This is a genomic window from Erythrobacter sp. SCSIO 43205, from assembly GCF_019904235.1.
GTDB lineage: Bacteria > Pseudomonadota > Alphaproteobacteria > Sphingomonadales > Sphingomonadaceae > Erythrobacter.
This window is the reverse complement of the sequence record NZ_CP063202.1, coordinates 23,614-40,979: the sequence shown is the minus strand read 5'-3', so window position 1 is coordinate 40,979 and position 17,366 is coordinate 23,614. Positions and strand designations below refer to the sequence as shown.

General features: G+C 57.1%; 19 protein-coding genes. 11 read left to right on the top strand and 8 right to left on the bottom strand.

What is annotated here, in order from left to right; translation table 11 throughout:
- Positions 1-86 precede the first annotated feature (86 nt).
- Together INR77_RS00230 and ftsH are read left to right on the top strand one after the other, a co-directional pair.
- Entirely contained in the window at positions 87-740 is a 654-nt protein-coding gene (locus INR77_RS00230; RefSeq protein WP_255573836.1) for a TetR/AcrR family transcriptional regulator, read from the top strand.
- 114 nt (positions 741-854) lie between these two features.
- On the top strand, positions 855-2,816 hold the full coding sequence (ftsH, locus tag INR77_RS00225) for an ATP-dependent zinc metalloprotease FtsH (RefSeq protein WP_223071974.1): 1,962 nt from the start codon (positions 855-857) through the stop codon (positions 2,814-2,816).
- Positions 2,817-2,879: 63 nt separating this feature from the next.
- Here ftsH and INR77_RS00220 read toward each other — a convergent pair whose 3' ends face one another.
- The 4 genes from INR77_RS00220 to INR77_RS00205 form a co-directional block, all read right to left on the bottom strand.
- Positions 2,880-4,025, bottom strand: a complete 1,146-nt coding sequence (locus INR77_RS00220; RefSeq protein ID WP_223071973.1) for a DUF3667 domain-containing protein — start codon at positions 4,023-4,025, stop codon at positions 2,880-2,882.
- 78 nt (positions 4,026-4,103) lie between these two features.
- Positions 4,104-4,835, bottom strand: a complete 732-nt coding sequence (locus INR77_RS00215; protein WP_223071972.1) for a ParA family protein — start codon at positions 4,833-4,835, stop codon at positions 4,104-4,106.
- A gap of 157 nt (positions 4,836-4,992) precedes the next feature.
- Complete coding sequence (rpoZ, locus tag INR77_RS00210) at positions 4,993-5,337, bottom strand: DNA-directed RNA polymerase subunit omega (protein WP_223071971.1); 345 nt, start codon at positions 5,335-5,337, stop codon at positions 4,993-4,995.
- 109 nt (positions 5,338-5,446) lie between these two features.
- A complete protein-coding gene (locus INR77_RS00205; protein ID WP_223071970.1) occupies positions 5,447-6,964 on the bottom strand; it encodes a replicative DNA helicase in 1,518 nt (505 codons plus the stop codon).
- A gap of 140 nt (positions 6,965-7,104) precedes the next feature.
- On the opposite strand from INR77_RS00205, the gene INR77_RS00200 reads away from it, so the two are divergent.
- From INR77_RS00200 to INR77_RS00185, 4 genes are read left to right on the top strand one after another with little or no spacing between them, the layout of a single operon-like run.
- Positions 7,105-7,623 carry a UPF0262 family protein gene (locus tag INR77_RS00200; RefSeq protein WP_223071969.1) on the top strand — a complete coding sequence of 173 codons (519 nt, stop codon included), beginning with the start codon at positions 7,105-7,107 and terminating at the stop codon, positions 7,621-7,623.
- An 11-nt stretch (positions 7,624-7,634) separates the two neighbouring features.
- Positions 7,635-8,360 carry a glycoside hydrolase family 25 protein gene (locus INR77_RS00195; protein WP_223071968.1) on the top strand — a complete coding sequence of 242 codons (726 nt, stop codon included), beginning with the start codon at positions 7,635-7,637 and terminating at the stop codon, positions 8,358-8,360.
- Positions 8,361-8,371: 11 nt separating this feature from the next.
- The gene (locus INR77_RS00190; RefSeq protein WP_223071967.1) at positions 8,372-8,794 is read left to right on the top strand and encodes a cytidine deaminase; all 423 of its coding nucleotides are present in this window, start codon (positions 8,372-8,374) and stop codon (positions 8,792-8,794) included.
- Between the two features lie 60 nt (positions 8,795-8,854).
- Positions 8,855-9,376: a DUF421 domain-containing protein gene (locus tag INR77_RS00185; RefSeq protein ID WP_255573835.1), complete on the top strand. Its 522-nt coding sequence runs from the start codon at positions 8,855-8,857 to the stop codon at positions 9,374-9,376.
- Positions 9,377-9,378: 2 nt separating this feature from the next.
- Here INR77_RS00185 and INR77_RS00180 read toward each other — a convergent pair whose 3' ends face one another.
- The 3 genes from INR77_RS00180 to INR77_RS00170 all read right to left on the bottom strand — a co-directional run bounded on the left by INR77_RS00180 (position 9,379) and on the right by INR77_RS00170 (position 12,007).
- Positions 9,379-10,122, bottom strand: coding sequence for a DUF4197 domain-containing protein (locus tag INR77_RS00180; RefSeq protein ID WP_223071966.1), 744 nt, complete (start codon positions 10,120-10,122; stop codon positions 9,379-9,381).
- A gap of 98 nt (positions 10,123-10,220) precedes the next feature.
- Positions 10,221-11,354, bottom strand: coding sequence for a M14-type cytosolic carboxypeptidase (locus INR77_RS00175; protein WP_223071965.1), 1,134 nt, complete (start codon positions 11,352-11,354; stop codon positions 10,221-10,223).
- An 8-nt stretch (positions 11,355-11,362) separates the two neighbouring features.
- Positions 11,363-12,007 carry a DUF4136 domain-containing protein gene (locus INR77_RS00170; protein ID WP_223071964.1) on the bottom strand — a complete coding sequence of 215 codons (645 nt, stop codon included), beginning with the start codon at positions 12,005-12,007 and terminating at the stop codon, positions 11,363-11,365.
- Positions 12,008-12,079: 72 nt separating this feature from the next.
- Between INR77_RS00170 and galE the strand changes: the two genes are divergently transcribed.
- From galE to INR77_RS00155, 3 genes are all read left to right on the top strand, one after another.
- Entirely contained in the window at positions 12,080-13,111 is a 1,032-nt protein-coding gene (gene galE, locus INR77_RS00165) for a UDP-glucose 4-epimerase GalE (protein WP_223071963.1), read from the top strand.
- 119 nt (positions 13,112-13,230) lie between these two features.
- Positions 13,231-13,356 carry a type B 50S ribosomal protein L36 gene (gene ykgO / locus INR77_RS00160; RefSeq protein WP_066763420.1) on the top strand — a complete coding sequence of 42 codons (126 nt, stop codon included), beginning with the start codon at positions 13,231-13,233 and terminating at the stop codon, positions 13,354-13,356.
- Between the two features lie 116 nt (positions 13,357-13,472).
- The gene (locus INR77_RS00155; RefSeq protein WP_223071962.1) at positions 13,473-14,075 is read left to right on the top strand and encodes an HAD-IA family hydrolase; all 603 of its coding nucleotides are present in this window, start codon (positions 13,473-13,475) and stop codon (positions 14,073-14,075) included.
- Positions 14,076-14,281: 206 nt separating this feature from the next.
- On the opposite strand, the gene INR77_RS00150 is transcribed toward INR77_RS00155, so the two are convergent.
- Complete coding sequence (locus tag INR77_RS00150) at positions 14,282-14,623, bottom strand: hypothetical protein (protein WP_223071961.1); 342 nt, start codon at positions 14,621-14,623, stop codon at positions 14,282-14,284.
- Positions 14,624-14,838: 215 nt separating this feature from the next.
- On the opposite strand from INR77_RS00150, the gene INR77_RS00145 reads away from it, so the two are divergent.
- Positions 14,839-15,384, top strand: a complete 546-nt coding sequence (locus INR77_RS00145) for a helix-turn-helix domain-containing protein (RefSeq protein ID WP_223071960.1) — start codon at positions 14,839-14,841, stop codon at positions 15,382-15,384.
- A gap of 145 nt (positions 15,385-15,529) precedes the next feature.
- Positions 15,530-17,353 carry a DNA helicase RecQ gene (gene recQ / locus INR77_RS00140; RefSeq protein ID WP_370632250.1) on the top strand — a complete coding sequence of 608 codons (1,824 nt, stop codon included), beginning with the start codon at positions 15,530-15,532 and terminating at the stop codon, positions 17,351-17,353.
- The last annotated feature ends 13 nt before the right edge of the window (positions 17,354-17,366 follow it).

The following is a 17,366-nucleotide window of genomic DNA, read 5'->3' as shown; positions in this document are numbered from 1 at the left end:
AATGAACGATGCCGTTTACTTAAGCGGATAAATGAACGGCATCGTTCATTTTGTCAACTCAGCAATACCGGGCGGGTTCCTCAAAATTGAATATTCCGATCTCATCGAACCCAAACCCTTCCGCTGAGAAGCGCAAAGCCGGGCGCCCTCTGGACGAGGCCAAACGGCAGGCAATCATTGCAGCGGCTTCTGATCGGTTTATGCGCGATGGGTTCGCCGCGACCTCAATCGAGCAAGTCGCAGCCGATGCCGGCGTCTCCAAGGTCACGATCTACAATCACTTTGGCGATAAACGCGGACTTTTCTCCGCTTCGGTTGAGCGTGAATGCGAAAAGATGCGCGGGCATTTCTCGCTTGATGAACTGCCCAGCGGCACCATTGAAGAGCGCCTCACCGTTATCGCACAGGCAATGTTTGCCTTCCTCTCGCGCCCGGAAATGATTCAGTTCGAACGCAGGATAGCGGCCGAAACAGAGAAGGAGCCGGGGCTGGGGCACGCCTTCCTCGAAGCCGGACCATGGCGGATGAAAGCAGCGTTTAGCGCGTGGCTGGCCCATGCCAGCGAAAAGGGAGAGCTGTTGATTCCCGACCCTGACCTTGCGGCCGAACAATTCGCTTCAATGGCCAAAGGCATGGGTGATCTCGAACGCCGGTTTGGTGCGGCTTCGCCTGAGGCAGAAAATCAGGAGCGTATTAAAGGCGCGGTTAGTGTCTTCCTTGCAGCCTATGGCGCGAATTGATCGTAATTTTTGATGTGAGTGACCGCAAAATCGCGGGCCAGGCACAGATGCGCATTATCTTGCGATTCACCGCGCCAGTCCTACATTGAGGGTTCAAACAAGGAATCGAAGCGAATGAACGACCAGAACGATCCAAACGAGCAGCCACCAGAAGGCCAGAACCCTTGGGTCAAACAGCTGATGATCTGGGGCGGTATTTTTATGGCGCTCCTGCTTGTCGTCTCCATGTTCAGTGGCGGCGGTCAGCCTTCGGGCAATGCCATCCCTTATTCCGATTTTCGTGATCAAGTGGCCGCTGGTGCGGTGAAAGACGTGCAGATTGGCGATGATGTGATCACGGGCACGCTTAAAAGCGGCGAGAGCTTCAGCACTGTTCCCGTGACAAGCGATACGCGCATCACCGCTCTGCTTGAAGAGAATGACGTTCAATTCACCGGTATGGCGCGTGAGCAGCAGAGCCTTCTGCTACTAATCCTCGTGCAAGCGCTGCCGTTCATCCTGATCCTTGGCATCGCCTTCTTCGCTCTTCGCCAAATGCAAAAAGGCGGCGGCGGGGGCGCAATGGGTTTTGGCAAATCGAAAGCCAAAATGCTGACCGAGCGTTCGGGCAAAGTCACCTTCGACGATGTCGCCGGTATCGACGAAGCGCGCGAAGAATTGGAAGAAGTGGTCGAGTTTCTGAAAGATCCGACGCGCTTTTCCAAACTCGGCGGGCAGATCCCGAAAGGCGCTCTGCTGGTGGGTTCACCGGGTACGGGTAAAACGCTCCTCGCCCGCGCGATTGCAGGCGAAGCAGGCGTGCCATTCTTCACTATCTCCGGTTCTGACTTTGTCGAAATGTTCGTGGGCGTTGGCGCAAGCCGTGTGCGCGATATGTTTGAGCAAGCCAAGAAAAGCGCGCCGTGTATCGTCTTTATCGACGAAATCGACGCTGTGGGCCGCTCGCGTGGACACGGTCTTGGCAACTCCAACGATGAGCGCGAGCAAACGCTGAACCAGCTTTTGGTTGAGATGGACGGTTTTGAGGCCAACGAAGGCATCATCATCGTTGCGGCGACCAACCGTCCCGATGTGCTTGACCCTGCGCTGCTGCGTCCGGGCCGCTTTGACCGTCAGGTTGTGGTGCCGATCCCTGATATTGACGGACGCGAGAAAATTCTTGGCGTGCACATGAAGAAGGTGCCACTGGCACCTGATGTAAACCCGCGCACGATTGCGCGCGGCACGCCCGGTTTTTCGGGCGCGGACTTGGCAAACCTTGTCAACGAAGCGGCTCTTTTGGCGGCTCGCCGGAACAAGCGCCTCGTTGCGATGCAGGAATTTGAGGACGCCAAAGATAAGGTCATGATGGGCGCAGAACGCCGCTCCATGGTGATGACCGAGGACGAGAAAAAGATGACCGCTTACCACGAGGCAGGCCACGCGCTTGTTTCGCTGAATGAGCCGGCATCAGACCCCATCCACAAGGCGACAATCATTCCGCGCGGCCGTGCGCTTGGCATGGTCATGCGCCTGCCAGAGCGCGACAGCTATTCTTATCACCGCGATAAAATGCACGCGAACCTCGCGGTTGCGATGGGTGGCCGCGTTGCTGAAGACATCATCTTTGGCCATGACAAAGTATCCTCTGGCGCCTCTGGTGACATCCAGTACGCAACCGACCTTGCCCGCAATATGGTCACCAAATGGGGCATGAGCGAGAAGCTTGGCCCACTGCAATATGAGCAAAGCCAGGAAGGCTATCTTGGCATGGGCCAGACCGCTCGTACGATGGGCGGGGCAGAAACCAACAAGCTCATCGATGCCGAGATCAAGGCTCTTGTCGAAGGCGGGCTTAAGCGCGCTGAAGAAATTCTGAAATCTCAGGAGGACAAGCTTCACACGCTGGCTCAGGCGCTTCTTGAATATGAGACGCTGACGGGCGAGGAAATCAATCAGCTTATGGAAAATGGCAAGATTGACCGTCCCGATGAGCCAAAGGGGCCAAAGGTGGTTAAGCCTGTTGCAGGCTCAACCGTGCCGAAGGCTGGTAAACGCTTTGGCGGTTCAGGCGGTGAGGCACCGCAGGGCGCGTAAGCTGTACCGATTGCTGAAATGAAAAAGGGCGCTTCGACTTGGTCGCAAGCGCCCTTTTCGCGTCTAAAACCCGCCCAAAAGCAGGAGCGCCTGAAGGAACAGGATCATAATGATCCAGATGAAGATGCTCAGCACCATCAGCCGCCAGAAGGCAGAAAAGCGCGAGAGGTCATAGGCGCCGCGCAGCTGCTTGTAGATATGAATGGGTGGAATGATCAGTAGCGCAAGAGCGACAATTTCCGCGCCAACGCCTAGCGTTCCTATCACCGATGCGGCGATGAACAAAAGCGACATGAAAGAAAGCGAATAGGTCACGAAAATCGCGTGATCATAGGCTTTGAAACGCCGTTTCCATGCAAAGATAAGCCACACGAACGGTAGCGAAATCGGGATCAGTAGCCAGCTGAATTTGTAGCCGTTCGCCTGTAATTTATAGAGCATGAGCCCCGGATTTTCGCGCCACTTTTTCAAAAGCCCTTTGTCGATTGTCTCATTTCCGGTGAGGTTTACATCGACATTGGCGTTGTCTGTGAACAAGGCCTCGTTCAGATTGTCGAGCAGATCTGCAGACGCAGCTGAACCGTCTTGTGCGGCTTCTGCCTGTATATCCTCAACGATTTCCTGCGTGGTTAATTCGCCGGCTGCTTCTCGTTCGAGATAGCCTTCGATTGTGGTGAGTTCTTCAGTGAGCCTTTCTCGTTCCTGGCTGTTTTCCGGAAGCTCAGCGATCCGCTCACGCAGTCGCGTAGCCTCAGCCTCACCCTGTTCGCGCACGATCTGCGCAGGGTCAGGCACGTTGACGTCAGTGGGAGTGGTGAGCCCAACCATCTGAAACACTGCGAACATGGCAAAGATGCTGAACAAAAACATCGCCATGGGGCTCACGAATTTGGCGCGTTCGCCATCGATATATCGGCGCGTGAGCTTGCCCGGCTTGAAGGTCAGTAGCGGCAGGGTGCGCCACAGCTTGCCATCAAGGTGCAACACACCGTGCATCAAATCATGGCCAATCGCAGCAAGGGAACGGTGCACATGGGTTTTCTGACCGCAATTGGGGCAGAATGTGTCCGGTGCGTGGGCGCCGCAATTGAGGCACGTGTCAGGGCCATGCGGCTTGTGGGCGCCATCGCTACTGCGCTCAGGCTCAACCGCGCGGCCAGCTACTCCGCCTTCGACAACTGTGCCTATCCCTTCGGCGATATCGCTCATTTGAAGCTGCCCCCATCCGTGCTGCACTGCACTATAGCCATTGGACGGCAAATGCCAAAGGGCAGCTTGCGCAGCGGCTCAGCCTTTGGCGATTTTGCGTTCAATCGCGGTCCAAAGCTGCGCAAAAGCGCGCGCGGCTGGCGATTTGGGTGCGAATTCGCCGACCGGTTTTTGCAGCGTGGCGCATTGCTCAATCGCGCTTGCCAGCGGCACCATCGGCCATTTTGGGAAAGCTTCGCGCGTTTCCTTGTGAAGGGTGCGGCGCATATCCATCATCGAAAGAACCGGCAGGATCGGCGGATGTTTTTTGCCTGCGCCTTTGACCTCAGCAACCACCTGCTCCAGCGCTCGCTGTGACAGGGGAGAGGGGGGCAGGGGGACAATCACAAGATCGGCGGCGCGCATCACTTGTGCGCTCACCTCGTTCAAGACGGGCGGGCAATCGAAAATCACCCGGTCATACTCCTTGGCAAGGCCATCAACGATTTTTGCAAGCCGCTTTTTCTTGCCAATCTGATGAAATTGGCGGTCGAGTGTGCGAATGCTCTCATCGGCAGGAAGCAGGTGCAGGTTGGGATAGCCGGTCTTGCGGATCAGTTTCGTCGGAGCATTGTCCAGATCAAAAACGCTTTGTGCGCTGCGCTTTGCCTTGGCATCGACATTGAGAAGAAAGCCTGAACCATTGGACGCATCAAGATCCCACAGCAGGGTTTGACGCCGCGAGATGGTGGCCGCGCACCAGGCAAGGTTGACTGAAAAGGTGGTTTTACCGACCCCGCCTTTGACACTGTAAACCGCTATCGAAGCCATTGCCCATCTCTCTGCTCACCCTAATGCCAAAGGTAAGAGAATGCATAAGTTTAGCAAGAAAGGCGGGTGTCGTGTCACGAAATGGGGCAAACAAAAGGCCGCCAGAAACGGCGGCCCTTCGGTATTTTCAACTAAAGCCCGGTTCGAGCTCAGTGGCTTACCCGTCGTAATCAGCCCCGATCGAGGTCGAGCGGGTTGGCGCTGATGCAGTGATGCGAAGCGCTTCTGCCGATTGGCTGAGTGAACCGATTTCGTCCGCATCATCTTCGTCATCGGGAAGAATCTTCTGCAGGCTGGTCACAAGAGCTTCTTTAAGCTCTTTCGGCTTGATCGTTTGTTCAGCGATTTCACGAAGCGCCACAACCGGGTTCTTATCGCGGTCGCGCTCAAGAGTGAGCTCGCTACCGCCTGAAATTTCGCGCGCGCGCTGTGCGGCAAGCAGGACGAGGTCGAAACGGTTTGGAACCTTATCGACGCAATCTTCAACGGTAACACGTGCCATCGGGTGGGCCTCTTGGATTCTGAATTCTTTGGAAAGAGCCTCGCAGCTAGGGTTTCGGCTCCGAAGAGTCAAGAAATTCCGGCTTGACCGCCGCCTTGGTCTTTCAGCCTTAGCTGTCCATCCCCCAGCTCGAATAATCGCGCGTAACAGGCGAGGTGAACTTGGTAATCTCGCTTTGGAAGTGGAGCTGCACATCGCCGGTTGAACCGTGACGCTGCTTGGCAACGATCAGGCGGGCTTTGTTCTTGATCTCAAGATATTCCGCTTCCCACTGCGCGTATTTTTCTTGCACTTCGATGCTGCTTGACCCGTCGGGATTGGGCATTTCGGGGCGCTCGGCCTCTTTATAATAATCCCCGCGATAAATGAACCAGACCATATCCGCGTCCTGCTCAATCGATCCGGATTCGCGAAGGTCGGAAAGCATCGGCTTTTTATCTTCGCGCTGCTCCACTGCACGGCTGAGCTGCGAAAGCGCGATGACAGGCACGCTCAATTCCTTGGCCAGCGTTTTCAGACCCCGACTGATTTCGGAAATTTCATTGACGCGGTTGTCATTGGCTCTGCCCGACCCCTGCAAGAGTTGCAGATAATCAATGATGATGAGGCCAATATCATGCCGCCGCTTCATCCGCCGCGCCCGTGTGCGAAGCGCGCCAATGGTGAGCCCCGGTGTATCGTCGATATAAAGTGGCAATTCTGCAAGGCGCTGGCTTGCAAAGCTTAGGCGCTGAAAGTCGTCGCGGGTAAGTGTACCCGAACGAAGCGCCTCGGATGAAACTTCCGATTGCTCGGCCAAAATCCGCGTCGCAAGCTGGTCGGCGCTCATCTCAAGGCTGAAAAAGGCGGTGGGCGCGCCATAACAATGTTCGCCCCCTTCGCTTTGCCATTTGAGATATTCCTCAGCGCAGTTGAACGCGATGTTGGTGGCAAGCGAGGTTTTGCCCATGCCCGGACGACCGGCAAGAATGATAAGGTCGGAATTGTGCAGGCCCGATGTTTTCTGGTCGAGCGTTGCAAGCCCTGATGTCTTACCCGACAAACCGCCGCCCGAATTCATCGCGGCCTCGACCATTTTGATCGCTTCCAGCGCCGCCTCGCGGAAGCTGGACGCTTCCTTGCCGGTCGCTGCGCCCTCTGCCACGCGGTAAAGATCCGCCTCGGCCTGAGCGATGCGGTCAACCGGGCTTGTGTCCTCGGAAGTGTCCAGCGCCCCTTCGACAAGGCCGCGGCCAACGCTTACAAGCTCGCGAAGGAGCGCCAGATCGTAAATCTGCTGCGCCAGTTCGCGCGGGGCGAGAAGCCCTGCCCCGTTTGCGGTCAACTGTGCCAGATATTTTGGACCGCCAAGCTCTTTTAGCGCCTCATCGGCTTCGAAATGGGGGCGCAAAGTCACAGGCGATGCGGTCGCATTGCGTTCGATCAACGCCAGAATACGCTCATAAATCCGCTCGTGCAGCGGTTCGAAGAAATGTTCGGGCCTGATCGGGGTTTGCAATTCCTCGATCACCCTGTTGTCGATCAGGACCGCGCCAAGGAACGCGGCTTCAGCCTCAAGATTCGAGGGAAGTTTGCGCCCGGTATCGGGATCATTGTCAACAAGGGAGAGAGCAGTGGGTTCGGCCATAGCCGTTCTCAATGCTCGCTGACCGGGATGGAGGCAAGCGGGAGGTGCGACAAATTTGCGTCCCTTGGCTGTGGATAGCGGGGATTGGGCATAGTAGTGCTTGAAGTTGCCCCCCTGTCTCTGCGAAGGCAGCACTCAGAATGACTGGTGTCCAATCCGATTCCGCGAGCGGCGCGCAAGGCTCCCATCGCATTGCCCACATCTCTCTTGATGAAGAGACGATCCTGTGGCGCAATGCTGATGTCGAGCAGGAACGCCGCGTTGCGATCTATGATCTGATCGAGGAAAACACGTTCAAGCCGGTGCGAAGCGCGGCGCGCGGGGCAAAGGGGCCGTACCGTTTGAAGCTTTCGGTACAAGATGGGCGGTTGGCGATGGAAATTGCCGATAAGGAAGAGAATACCCTTGAAACTCTGCTGATCGGTCTGGCGCGTTTTCGTCGTCTCATCCGTGAATATTTTGCGATTTGCGACAGCTATTATCAGGCGATTCGCAAGGCGACCCCGGCAGAGATCGAGACGATTGATATGGCCCGACGCGGCATCCACAATAACGCGGCGGAGCTTTTGGTCGAACGGCTCGAAGGCAAAGTTGAAACCGATTTTGCGACCGCGCGCCGGCTTTTCACGCTGATCTGCGTGCTTCATATCAAAGGCTGAGGCGATCGGGCGTGGCACGGCGGGCTTCTAAAAATCGCAAGAAAAAGCGCGGGCTTGGCATCTGGGTCTTTCGAGCCGCCGCATTGCTCGTGCTTGTCGCTATCGCGTTTGCCGCGTGGTTTTGGTGGGATATGCGTTCGTGGCGCCCTGACACGGCGCTTTATCCCGAACAAGGCGCAGTTATCGCAAACGGTACGTCAGGCACACGGTTTGAAACTTTAGCGGCGACGGGCGCTGGATTTGTTTATCTGAAGCTTGGCGGGGCTGGCGGTGCGCCTGATCCGGGCTTTGCTGCAAGGTTGAGCCGCGCGCGCAGTTCTGCGCTCCAGACCGGCATCTCCATGCCGTTTGATCCGTGCCTTAAAGCGGATGCGCAATCGGCCCGTTTTACCCGCATGGTGCCGCGCGATGCGCAGCTTTTATCACCGGCGCTTGAGCTTCGCCAATTGGGGTCCGCCTGTGTCCCTGCGGTTAGCGATGCGGCAGTGGAGGCGGAATTGATGACCCTCATCAATCAGATCGAAATGCACGCAGGCAAGCCCGTTATCCTGCGCCTCTCGCGCGATTTTGAGCTGCGTCATAATGTCGCGCGAATGATTGAACGCGACTTGTGGCTTGAACGCGACCGGGCACGGCCCGACTATGCCGGACGGCCCTGGCTGTTGTGGAGCGCCAATGGACACTATGTCAGCGAGGCTTCCGAGACGCCGATTGAGTGGGTCGTGGTGCAGCGATAAAGGGCTAAGGAATGAGTGAGACGAAAGATCAGCTGATTGCAGCGGCGAGGGAAGCCGCAACCAAAGCTTACGCGCCCTATTCCGATTATCAGGTGGGGGCTGCGCTTTTGTTCGATGATGGCGCGATCATCACCGGGACCAATGTCGAGAACGCTAGCTATGGCCTCACTGTCTGCGCTGAACACGTCGCGGTTGCGCGCGCTTTTGGCGAAGGACGCAGGGGCGGGCTTCAAGCGGTCGCGGTCGTCGGGCCAGCAGGCAAGGGCGACGGCGCACCTGTTACACCATGCGGGCGCTGTCGTCAGGTCTTAAACGAGATCGCAGGGGTGGGCGGCACGGACCCGGTGATCTATTGCGTTGGTGATGAACAGGTGCGCGAAGTGACATTGTCGCAGCTTCTTCCCCACGCATTTGGTCCAGCGCATCTTGAATAATTATTTTGGCACAATCTCCCGCTTCATTTGTAGGTGAGACAGGAATGAGGGAAGGTGCCAATGATTTTTGAAAACCCCACAGCCGAAGCCGTCGCGCGCGGCATCATTATTGCTGTCATTGCGCTGGGATGGATGAACTTGCTCATCCGCCTGAACGGCCTTCGCACGTTGTCCAAAATGACCAATTTCGACTTTGTGACGACGGTTGCATTCGGTTCGCTTCTTGCCGGGGCCGCCCAAGTGACAGCGTGGAGCGATGTCATCCAACCGCTCGCTGCCATGGTGGGGCTTGTGCTTGCGCAGGCGGCGACCTCCACGCTTCGCCGTCGCTCGGATTCGGTCGCTGACACCATCGGCAACCAACCCTGCCTGATCATGCGCGACGGTGAATTCGATGACGCAGCGCTGAAAGCAAACAATGTGCGTCGCGAGGACATCATCGCAAAACTGCGCGAGGCCAACGTGCTGCAATTATCAGAGGTGCGCGCCGCTATCCTTGAGACGACTGGCGATGTCTCAGTGCTTCATGGAAGCGTTGAGGTCGACGATATCATCCTTGATGGAGTGCGCGGCACGTCCTGACGTCAGCTTCCCAGCAAGCCGCCCAGCGGATTCTTGCGAAAGGCGCGCTCTTCTGCGCCGATATAGCTGAAAATCCCGTCGAGCCCCTGATCGGTGACGGAGCGATTGATTTTTTCGCGGTTAAGCCCTGCTTGCTGGATAAAGGAGTGCTTTTCAGCCAGACCATCAAAGGTTTTGTAAATTCCGGCGCTCTCCAAGGCGCTGTCGACCAGCGGGTTCAGGCGGGCGTGCAGACGATCATTGGCCGAAGCGCGCAAATACTGCGTGCCGCCATCGCTTTCGCGGATAATGCCGGGCGCGTCAGAGAAGGAAAGATCGTCGATCGCTTCGCGGAAGATCGGCTTGGCCTCGCCCGCAGCAACGCCGGCTGCATCGTTGATCCGCCGCGTGATCCCGTCAAGCACGCCAAGCCTGCCTGCGCCGCCGAGAACCGAGCCCAACAGGTCGTCCCCGCCATCGCTTGAACCACCGCCCAGCAAGCCGCCCAATCCGCCACCAAGCTTGCCGATTATGGGCAGGCCGATGCGTATGTCTTCATCGCCATAAAACGCGCCCGGCACTGCCAGCTTGTCGAGGGCATTGTCGGTCGCATTGCCAAGGATCGAGGAGAGGTTGAGCCCTGAACGCCCTCGCCCTCCCAAAAGCCCGCCGAGCCCTTGCGCATGGGCGGCGGCTGGCATCAGACTGGCAATCCCAAGCATCCCTGCGCCTGCGATAAAGCGGCGACGATTGGTTGGTCGTGACATGAATTTTCCCCTCAAACGGTCCCGGTAAGAGAGGCTTTTATCACAATTCGCGCCTGAATGGCGGGTTTCAGTGATGTAAAATCATGTCAGCGACGCAGCTATTCGTCGTCAAGCCATTCAAGCAAGGCGGCGAGACATTCGCGCGCGAGCATTTTGCAGCGTTCGGGTGACCATCCTTGCTCGGGTTCTGGAAAGTCGCGAAGATCCTTGTAAGGCATTTCCAGCGTCATCGCGCAGGCACCGTAACGCTCCGCCACCTGATTGGTTGAAATGGCGAGGTTCGCGCGGCCTGCCGGTGTCTTGGGATAGCCAAGCTCGGTCTGAAAATCGGGAGTGCGACGATCAAGGATACGCTCGTAGCGGTAGAATTTTTCGCCAAACTCGTCGGTCCAAGAAGGGATGCCTTCATACCCTGCAAGAAATACCGCCGGGATGGCTTCGTCCCCGTGAACGTCCATTGCGAAATCAACGCCAGTTTCGTCCATTGTGTTGCGGATAGCGAGCACTTCGGGAGAGGCCTCGGCGCTCGGCTCTGCCCATTCGCGGTTGAGGTTGGTGCCAGCAGCATTGGTGCGCAAATGTCCTCGGCGCGATCCGTCGGGGTTGCAATTGGGCACGATATGGAACCGGCACTTGGCCAAAAGTCCGCGCGCAACCGGATCGGCTGGGTCGGTGAGGCACTCCAATGCCCCTTCCATCCACCATTCCGCTTGTGTTTCGCCCGGATGCTGGCGCGCGTAGAGCCAGACCTGTTTGTCGCCTTCGCCCATTTGCAGCATATCGAGCGGCTGGCCGTCCAATGTCTCACCAATGCGGGTAAGCTCCACACCCTCACAAGCAGCAGCTTCTGCGACGAGGTCGTGGTGCCGCTCCATCGAATAGGGTGCAAAATAGGCGAAATAGGCAATGTTTGAGGCGGGCGTATAAGTGATTGTCAGCGTGCCGCCCTCTTCGTCCTTGTCGAAAGAAGAGGAAGCGCGCGCCCAATATTCACGGTCTTCAGAAACACAAGCGTCATATCCCGGCCAACCGCCCGGATAGGCGCTGTCATTAAGTTGAGTGATCTTGAGCGTCAGTTCCTCGCCCGCTTTGCCAGCGACGCGGAAATGAAACCACTGTTTAAACTCGGAATTGTTATCTTTGGGGATCGCAAGACGCGCTGACGCGCCGTCGATTGAAAGCACTTCGATATTGCCGCTGTCAAAGGCGGCATCAATCGCGATTTGAGTCATGTCTAATCTTATTCCTGAAGGTCTTTGGGGCTGATCGAGATCGTCTCGCCATTGCCACCGGGGAAGTCTTTAAAAAGCGCCTTTGCGAGAGCGGCCGCACTCGCTTCAATCTCTGCGTAAGGGGAGTTGATCGAAACCGCCTGTTGAGCGCGTCCTTCCCATAGCGAATTGCCGTGGCGGTCGGAAATACGAACCGACAACTTTGTGAGTGCATTTGGCTTGGCAGTATTCCCGCCAAGATTGATGCCAATGCCAAGGCCGAGCCCGCTGCCATAGCTGCCGGTGGAACCCCCAACGCCTACATTCACCGGCCCGCGCGAAGAGGCGGGGGCAAGCTCGTTGCGGCTGGTTTCAACGCGGGCGGTTTGGACACCCATCTGGTCCTGAGCAATCACCGTGTAGCCAAGCGCGGAAAGCTCGGCGGCGACGGCGTTGTAAAAGGCGTTGCGCGCGCGCTCGTTCTTCATCTCGCGCGGAAAGGTGATCGCGATTTCGCCGCGTTCGCCATTTTGTGCGGCAGGCGCGCTTAGCTCACCGACAAAGCGGGTGACTTCGACAGGGCCGGAATAAGCAGTGCCGGTGCAAGCGCTTAAGCACAGGCCGAGGACCAGCGCTGGCACTGCCTTAGCTGTCCAAAGAGTGTTGGCGACCATCTTCATATCCTTCTCGACTTAAGTGCGATTTTGCGCACGATTTTTTAGGGCCTTGGTGCTAGCCAGCGCGCCATGACATCAAAACCTACCTTAGCGAAAGCCGCCGGGAATAAACAGGCCGTCCTTGTCACTGGCGGCGCAGGTTATATCGGCAGCCATGGCGTGCTGGCGCTTTTGGACGCGGGCTGGCCGGTGGTGGTGATCGATAACCTCACCACGGGCTTTCGCTGGGCGGTGCCGGATGGTGTCCCCTTTTACGAGGGCGATATCGAAGATGCGCAGCTTCTGGCGCGAATTTTTGCCGATGAGAATGTGGGCGCGATTATGCATTTCGCAGGGTCAGTCGTGGTGCCTGAAAGCGTCGCGAACCCGCTCAAATATTACCACAACAACACTGCGAAAAGCCGGGTTCTGATCGAAGCAGCGGTGAAGGCTGGTATTGGTCATTTCATCTTCTCATCCACGGCTGCGACTTATGGCGTGCCCGATGTTGCAGCGGTTAGCGAAGATACGCCCCAACGCCCGATCAACCCCTATGGTTGGTCAAAGCTGATGACCGAACAAATGCTTGGCGATGTAGCGGGCGCGCATCCGCTGAATTTCTGTGCGCTTCGGTACTTTAATGTGGCGGGCGCCGATCCACAGGCGCGCACGGGACAATCCACCGCTGGCGCAACCCATCTTATCAAGGTCGCGCTTGAAGCTGCACTGGGGAAGCGTGATTATGTCGGTGTCTTTGGAACCGATTTCGATACGCCTGATGGCACGGGCGTGCGCGATTATATCCATGTGAGCGATCTGGCCTCTGCCCACGTTCACGCTCTCGAAGCCCTTATGGCTGAGCCGACGCGCTCGCTTATTATGAATTGCGGGTACGGGCGGGGATTCTCGGTTCTCGAAGTGCTGGATGCGGTTGATCGGGTCACAAACAACCCGATTGATCGGCGTTTTGAGGGGCGGCGAGCAGGCGATCCGGCATCGCTGATTTCTGATCCTTCGCTTATCCGTGAGACTTTGCCGTGGGAGCCGAAATACGCCGATCTCGATACGATCATCAGCCATGCGCTTGCCTGGGAGCGCAAATTGACCGATTTAAGAGGTTAATTCGTCCTTCGCCGCGCAAGGAATCGGTTGACGAATCTGCACAGGCTTCATATGTGCCACCCAGATTTTTCGGCGCGCCGGACACACCTGGGCGCGCTTTTTATTTGAAAGCTTGAGCAATGAAGATCCGTAACAGCCTTAAGTCGCTGAAAAACCGTCACCGCGATAACCGCGTCATTCGTCGCCGCGGCCGCACCTATGTGATCAACAAAACCAACCGTCGTTTCAAGGCGCGCCAAGGCTAATTGGCGCCTCGCCTGGCGTGGAGCAGTTGCTTCGCGCCAGAGCGATTGAATGAAATGATCGGCCCGCCTTCCATATAGGGGAGAGCGGGCCGCTTCTGTTTGAGGATCACGCGCAAGTGAAGAAAGCGGTCGTTTTTGATGTGGGCCGAGTGTTGTTCGGATGGCAGCTTCGCGCGCTGTTTGAAAAGCTGATCGCAGATGAGCGTGAACTCGATTGGTTTCTTGAAAATGTCGTCACTGAACAATGGCATTTCCAGCACGATCGCGGGCGTGATCTCAACGACATGGTGGCTGAACGCATCGCGCAGTTTCCGGCCTATGCAAAACACATCACAGCCTATGCCAAGCGTTTCAACGAAACGATCACTGGCCCGGTTGACGGCACTCACCAAATCGTGCGCGAACTAAAAGAAGTGGGCGTCCCGCTCTATTGCCTTACCAATTTCGGGCACGAATTGTGGGCCGGGTTTCGCCCTACGCAACCGATCTTCGATTTGTTCGAAGACATCGTTGTCTCTGGCACAGAGAAAATCGCCAAGCCGCACTCGCGCATTTACGAAATCACAGAGAAGCGCAGCGGACGCGAGGGCGGCGAATTGTTTTTCACCGACGACAATCCCGATAATATCAAGGCCGCGAAAAGCCGAGGCTGGGACGCGCATCTGTTTACCGATGCCGCCTCGCTTCGCTCTCAGCTGAAAGCCTCAGGCTTCCTTTAAAACACTCTCATTCAAGACGAAAAAACCCCGGCAAGCAGCCGTTGGGGACTGGCGCTTGCCGGGGGAGGAGTGTTGCCCATGTGGAGAGATGGGCGAGGAGAGGGTGCGGACTACGCTTCAAACGTGAGGGCCAGAAGTTGGGAACATCTGGTTGAAGCAGCAGCCCGCTGATGGAGAGGGTTAAATCCTGATCTAAACCGCTCGGATCAGTTGCCGTTGCAGCGAGCAAGCTTGTCTTCGGCAAGCTCTTCGCCGTTTGCGACAAAGCCCTTGATCTCACCCACATCGCGGGCAAGGCCGCGGCAAATGCGCGAAGGGCGTGAAGAGCCCTTGTTTGCGACACAGGTTGTGCCTTTGCACGCCCATGCAACGCCGCCTGCAACGAGGCGGTCGTCTTCGGCAGGCTGTGCCAATTGTGCAGTGTAGTAAGGGCCACTATCGGCGCTTGCGGGCGCAGGAGCAGTGGCGATGCCAAAGGTGAGGGCGGTGTATGCAAGAGCCGATGCGAAAACAGCAATACGCTCGGCGCGAGGGAGAGAGAGGGACATCTTGTATTCCTTTTTGATGGTGCCTATTTGGTCATCATGTTGCATTGCACAGTTTCGAATCGAAACCAGTTGCGAATCACTACCTATGCGAGCCCAATTTAAGTTGCAACAAAAAACTTATATTTATTTGGCGCTCTGCTGATCCACCAAAATTCCGATCCATTTTGCGATTTCGTCAAAGTCGGTTATTTAGGTTTCAGGAAGAGGACTGACTTATGGGCGAAATAAGAGAACCTTTGCGCGAACTGATCGAATGCGGCCTTCCGCAAGCGCTCGAAGTGATGGGCGAACGCTGGTCGTTCATGATTTTGCGTGCGAGCTTCAATGGGTTGCACCATTTTGAGGAATTTTTGAGCGAGCTGGGCATTGCCCGCAACATTTTGTCCAATCGCCTCGCAAAGCTGGTTGAGCACGGTATCTTAAAACGCGAACCGTGCGCTGATGATCGTCGTAAGGTTGAATACAGGCTCACTGAAAAAGGCTTTGATCTGCTGCCCGCCATGATTGCGCTGCGCCAGTGGGGTCAGAAATACAGCGTTGAGCCGGTGAACGAAGATCCGGTGCTGGTTGATGAGACAGACCGCTTGCCTATCGGGCCAGTGTCGATTGTCAGCCACGATGGTCGTGTGCTTGATGGAAGCGAGCTTAATCTGGTTGCGCGCGCTGACGTGGGCAAACGCGCTGATGGCACCATCGCGGTACCGGGTTCGGTGGGAAGCGTGATTGACCTTAATGCCGCGAAGAAAGCGGTGGGCAAGTAAGCCCGTTCGGCGCGAAACAGCTGACACTAAAAAACTGAGGACGACTAGGGCGTGCGCTCTGGCGGGATGCGCGGCCCTGCCGTAGCGCTGAGGGATAGTCCCATCCCCTATCAGGCCCTCCCTTTTGTCCGCTGCTCATGCATCCGTGAATTCTGGCGCCGGCCCCCAAGCGACGAGCGCGATACCGCAAGAGGTGTATGACACCTTGCGCCGCACGTTCGGTTTCGCCGGTTTTCGCGGGATGCAGGAAGCGGTAATCAGACGGGTTTTGGCGGGGGAGCATACGCTCGCTCTGATGCCGACGGGTGCTGGCAAATCGCTGTGCTATCAGATTCCGGCTTTGACACGAACAGGCACGGCCATCGTCATCTCGCCGCTTATCGCGTTGATGCACGACCAGATCAGGGCCGCGCGCTCTGTGGGGATAAGAGCCGCCTCAATGACTTCGGTGGATGAAGGCAATGCTCAAACGGCCGCGGCCTTGCGCGCTGGTGAACTTGACCTCCTCTATGTCGCGCCAGAGCGCGCCAATACCAGCGGGTTTCAGTCGCTTCTTTCGGATGCCCACATCTCGCTTTTCGCAATTGATGAGGCGCATTGTGTTTCGGAATGGGGGCACGATTTCCGCCCGGATTATCGGGCTTTGCGCGAAATGCTTGGCCGTTTTCCCGGTGTGCCGCGACTGGCGCTTACAGCGACAGCGGATGAGGTAACGCGCGAAGATATACTCAAACAGCTTGGTATCGCGCCAGAGGGGCTAATTAAAGCGGGCTTCGACCGACCCAATATCCGCTACCTCATCCGCCCGCGCGCAAATGTCGCAAAGCAAATCAGCGAAGTGATCGCCAAGACCCCCGGCGCTGGCATTGTTTACACATCAAGCCGCAAAGGTGCAGAAGATCTGGCCGACAAGCTCGCCTCTGTCACAGGCCGCAATGTCGCCGCCTATCACGCAGGATTGCCGCCCGAGGTGCGAGCACGAACGCAAGGCCATTTCGTAGCGTCCGAAGACATGGTGATGGTGGCAACAATCGCCTTTGGCATGGGGATCGACAAACCTGATGTGCGCTTTGTCGTGCACGCTGGCTTGCCCAAATCAATCGAAGCCTACTATCAGGAAACCGGCCGCGCAGGGCGCGATGGTGATCCGGCTGAGGCGCATCTGTTCTGGGCCGCCAGCGATTTTGCTAAGGCGCGCCAATGGCTGTCCGATGTAAATGAAGAGCGCTTGCCCGCCGAACGCGCGCGTTTGAATGCACTCGCAAACCTTGTCGAAAGCGCCCAGTGCCGCCGCAAGCTTTTGCTCGCCCACTTTGGCGATGAGCTTCCGCAGGATTGCGGCAATTGCGACCGCTGCCTGGAGCCGCCGCAGGTGCTTGACGTGACGCAGACAGCGCAAAAGCTGCTCTCTGCTGTTTATCGCACCGGGCAAAGCTTTGGCATGGGCCATATCGAACGTGTGCTTTTGGGCCGCGACGATGAGCGTGTCATCAGCCGCGGCCACGACAAGCTTTCCGTGTTCGGCATTGTCAGCGGCAGCGAGGCGACCCTTCTCAAACCTGTAATGCGGTTCTGCACCGCGCATGAAATGCTGGTGACGACAGAGCACGGCGGCCTTGCGCTTGGCCCGGAGGCGCGAGGCGTTCTTAAAGGCGAACGCGCGGTTGCGATTGCAGAGCCGCCCAAAGCCAAGCGGCGCCGGTCCGGTGGCGGTTCAGGAGGTGCGATCCCTAATCCCGTTGGCGATCCGTTGTTCGATGCTCTCAGGGCAAAACGCGCTCAGCTCGCTAAAGAGCACGGCATCCCCGCCTATATCATCTTCCACGACAGCGTCCTTCGCGCGATGGCTGCGTTTCAGCCCCAAACCTTGCGCGAAATTGGCGAATTGCAGGGCGTGGGGGAGAAAAAGCTCGATACGTGGGGGCCAGATTTCCTTGAGGTTTTGCGCGAGCATTCTGGCGGTCAGTAGTCGTGGGGTAGAG

Bases quoted from the DNA above. Each gene is read 5' to 3' on its own strand.
- ftsH (WP_223071974.1), top strand. From the start codon at position 855: ATGAACGACCAGAACGATCCAAACGAGCAGCCACCAGAAGGCCAGAAC.
- INR77_RS00220 (WP_223071973.1), bottom strand. From the start codon at position 4,025: ATGAGCGATATCGCCGAAGGGATAGGCACAGTTGTCGAAGGCGGAGTA.
- INR77_RS00215 (WP_223071972.1), bottom strand. From the start codon at position 4,835: ATGGCTTCGATAGCGGTTTACAGTGTCAAAGGCGGGGTCGGTAAAACC.
- rpoZ (WP_223071971.1), bottom strand. From the start codon at position 5,337: ATGGCACGTGTTACCGTTGAAGATTGCGTCGATAAGGTTCCAAACCGT.
- INR77_RS00205 (WP_223071970.1), bottom strand. From the start codon at position 6,964: ATGGCCGAACCCACTGCTCTCTCCCTTGTTGACAATGATCCCGATACC.
- INR77_RS00200 (WP_223071969.1), top strand. From the start codon at position 7,105: ATGACTGGTGTCCAATCCGATTCCGCGAGCGGCGCGCAAGGCTCCCAT.
- INR77_RS00190 (WP_223071967.1), top strand. From the start codon at position 8,372: ATGAGTGAGACGAAAGATCAGCTGATTGCAGCGGCGAGGGAAGCCGCA.
- INR77_RS00185 (WP_255573835.1), top strand. From the start codon at position 8,855: ATGATTTTTGAAAACCCCACAGCCGAAGCCGTCGCGCGCGGCATCATT.
- INR77_RS00180 (WP_223071966.1), bottom strand. From the start codon at position 10,122: ATGTCACGACCAACCAATCGTCGCCGCTTTATCGCAGGCGCAGGGATG.
- INR77_RS00175 (WP_223071965.1), bottom strand. From the start codon at position 11,354: ATGACTCAAATCGCGATTGATGCCGCCTTTGACAGCGGCAATATCGAA.
- INR77_RS00170 (WP_223071964.1), bottom strand. From the start codon at position 12,007: ATGGTCGCCAACACTCTTTGGACAGCTAAGGCAGTGCCAGCGCTGGTC.
- galE (WP_223071963.1), top strand. From the start codon at position 12,080: ATGACATCAAAACCTACCTTAGCGAAAGCCGCCGGGAATAAACAGGCC.
- ykgO (WP_066763420.1), top strand. From the start codon at position 13,231: ATGAAGATCCGTAACAGCCTTAAGTCGCTGAAAAACCGTCACCGCGAT.
- INR77_RS00150 (WP_223071961.1), bottom strand. From the start codon at position 14,623: ATGTCCCTCTCTCTCCCTCGCGCCGAGCGTATTGCTGTTTTCGCATCG.
- INR77_RS00145 (WP_223071960.1), top strand. From the start codon at position 14,839: ATGGGCGAAATAAGAGAACCTTTGCGCGAACTGATCGAATGCGGCCTT.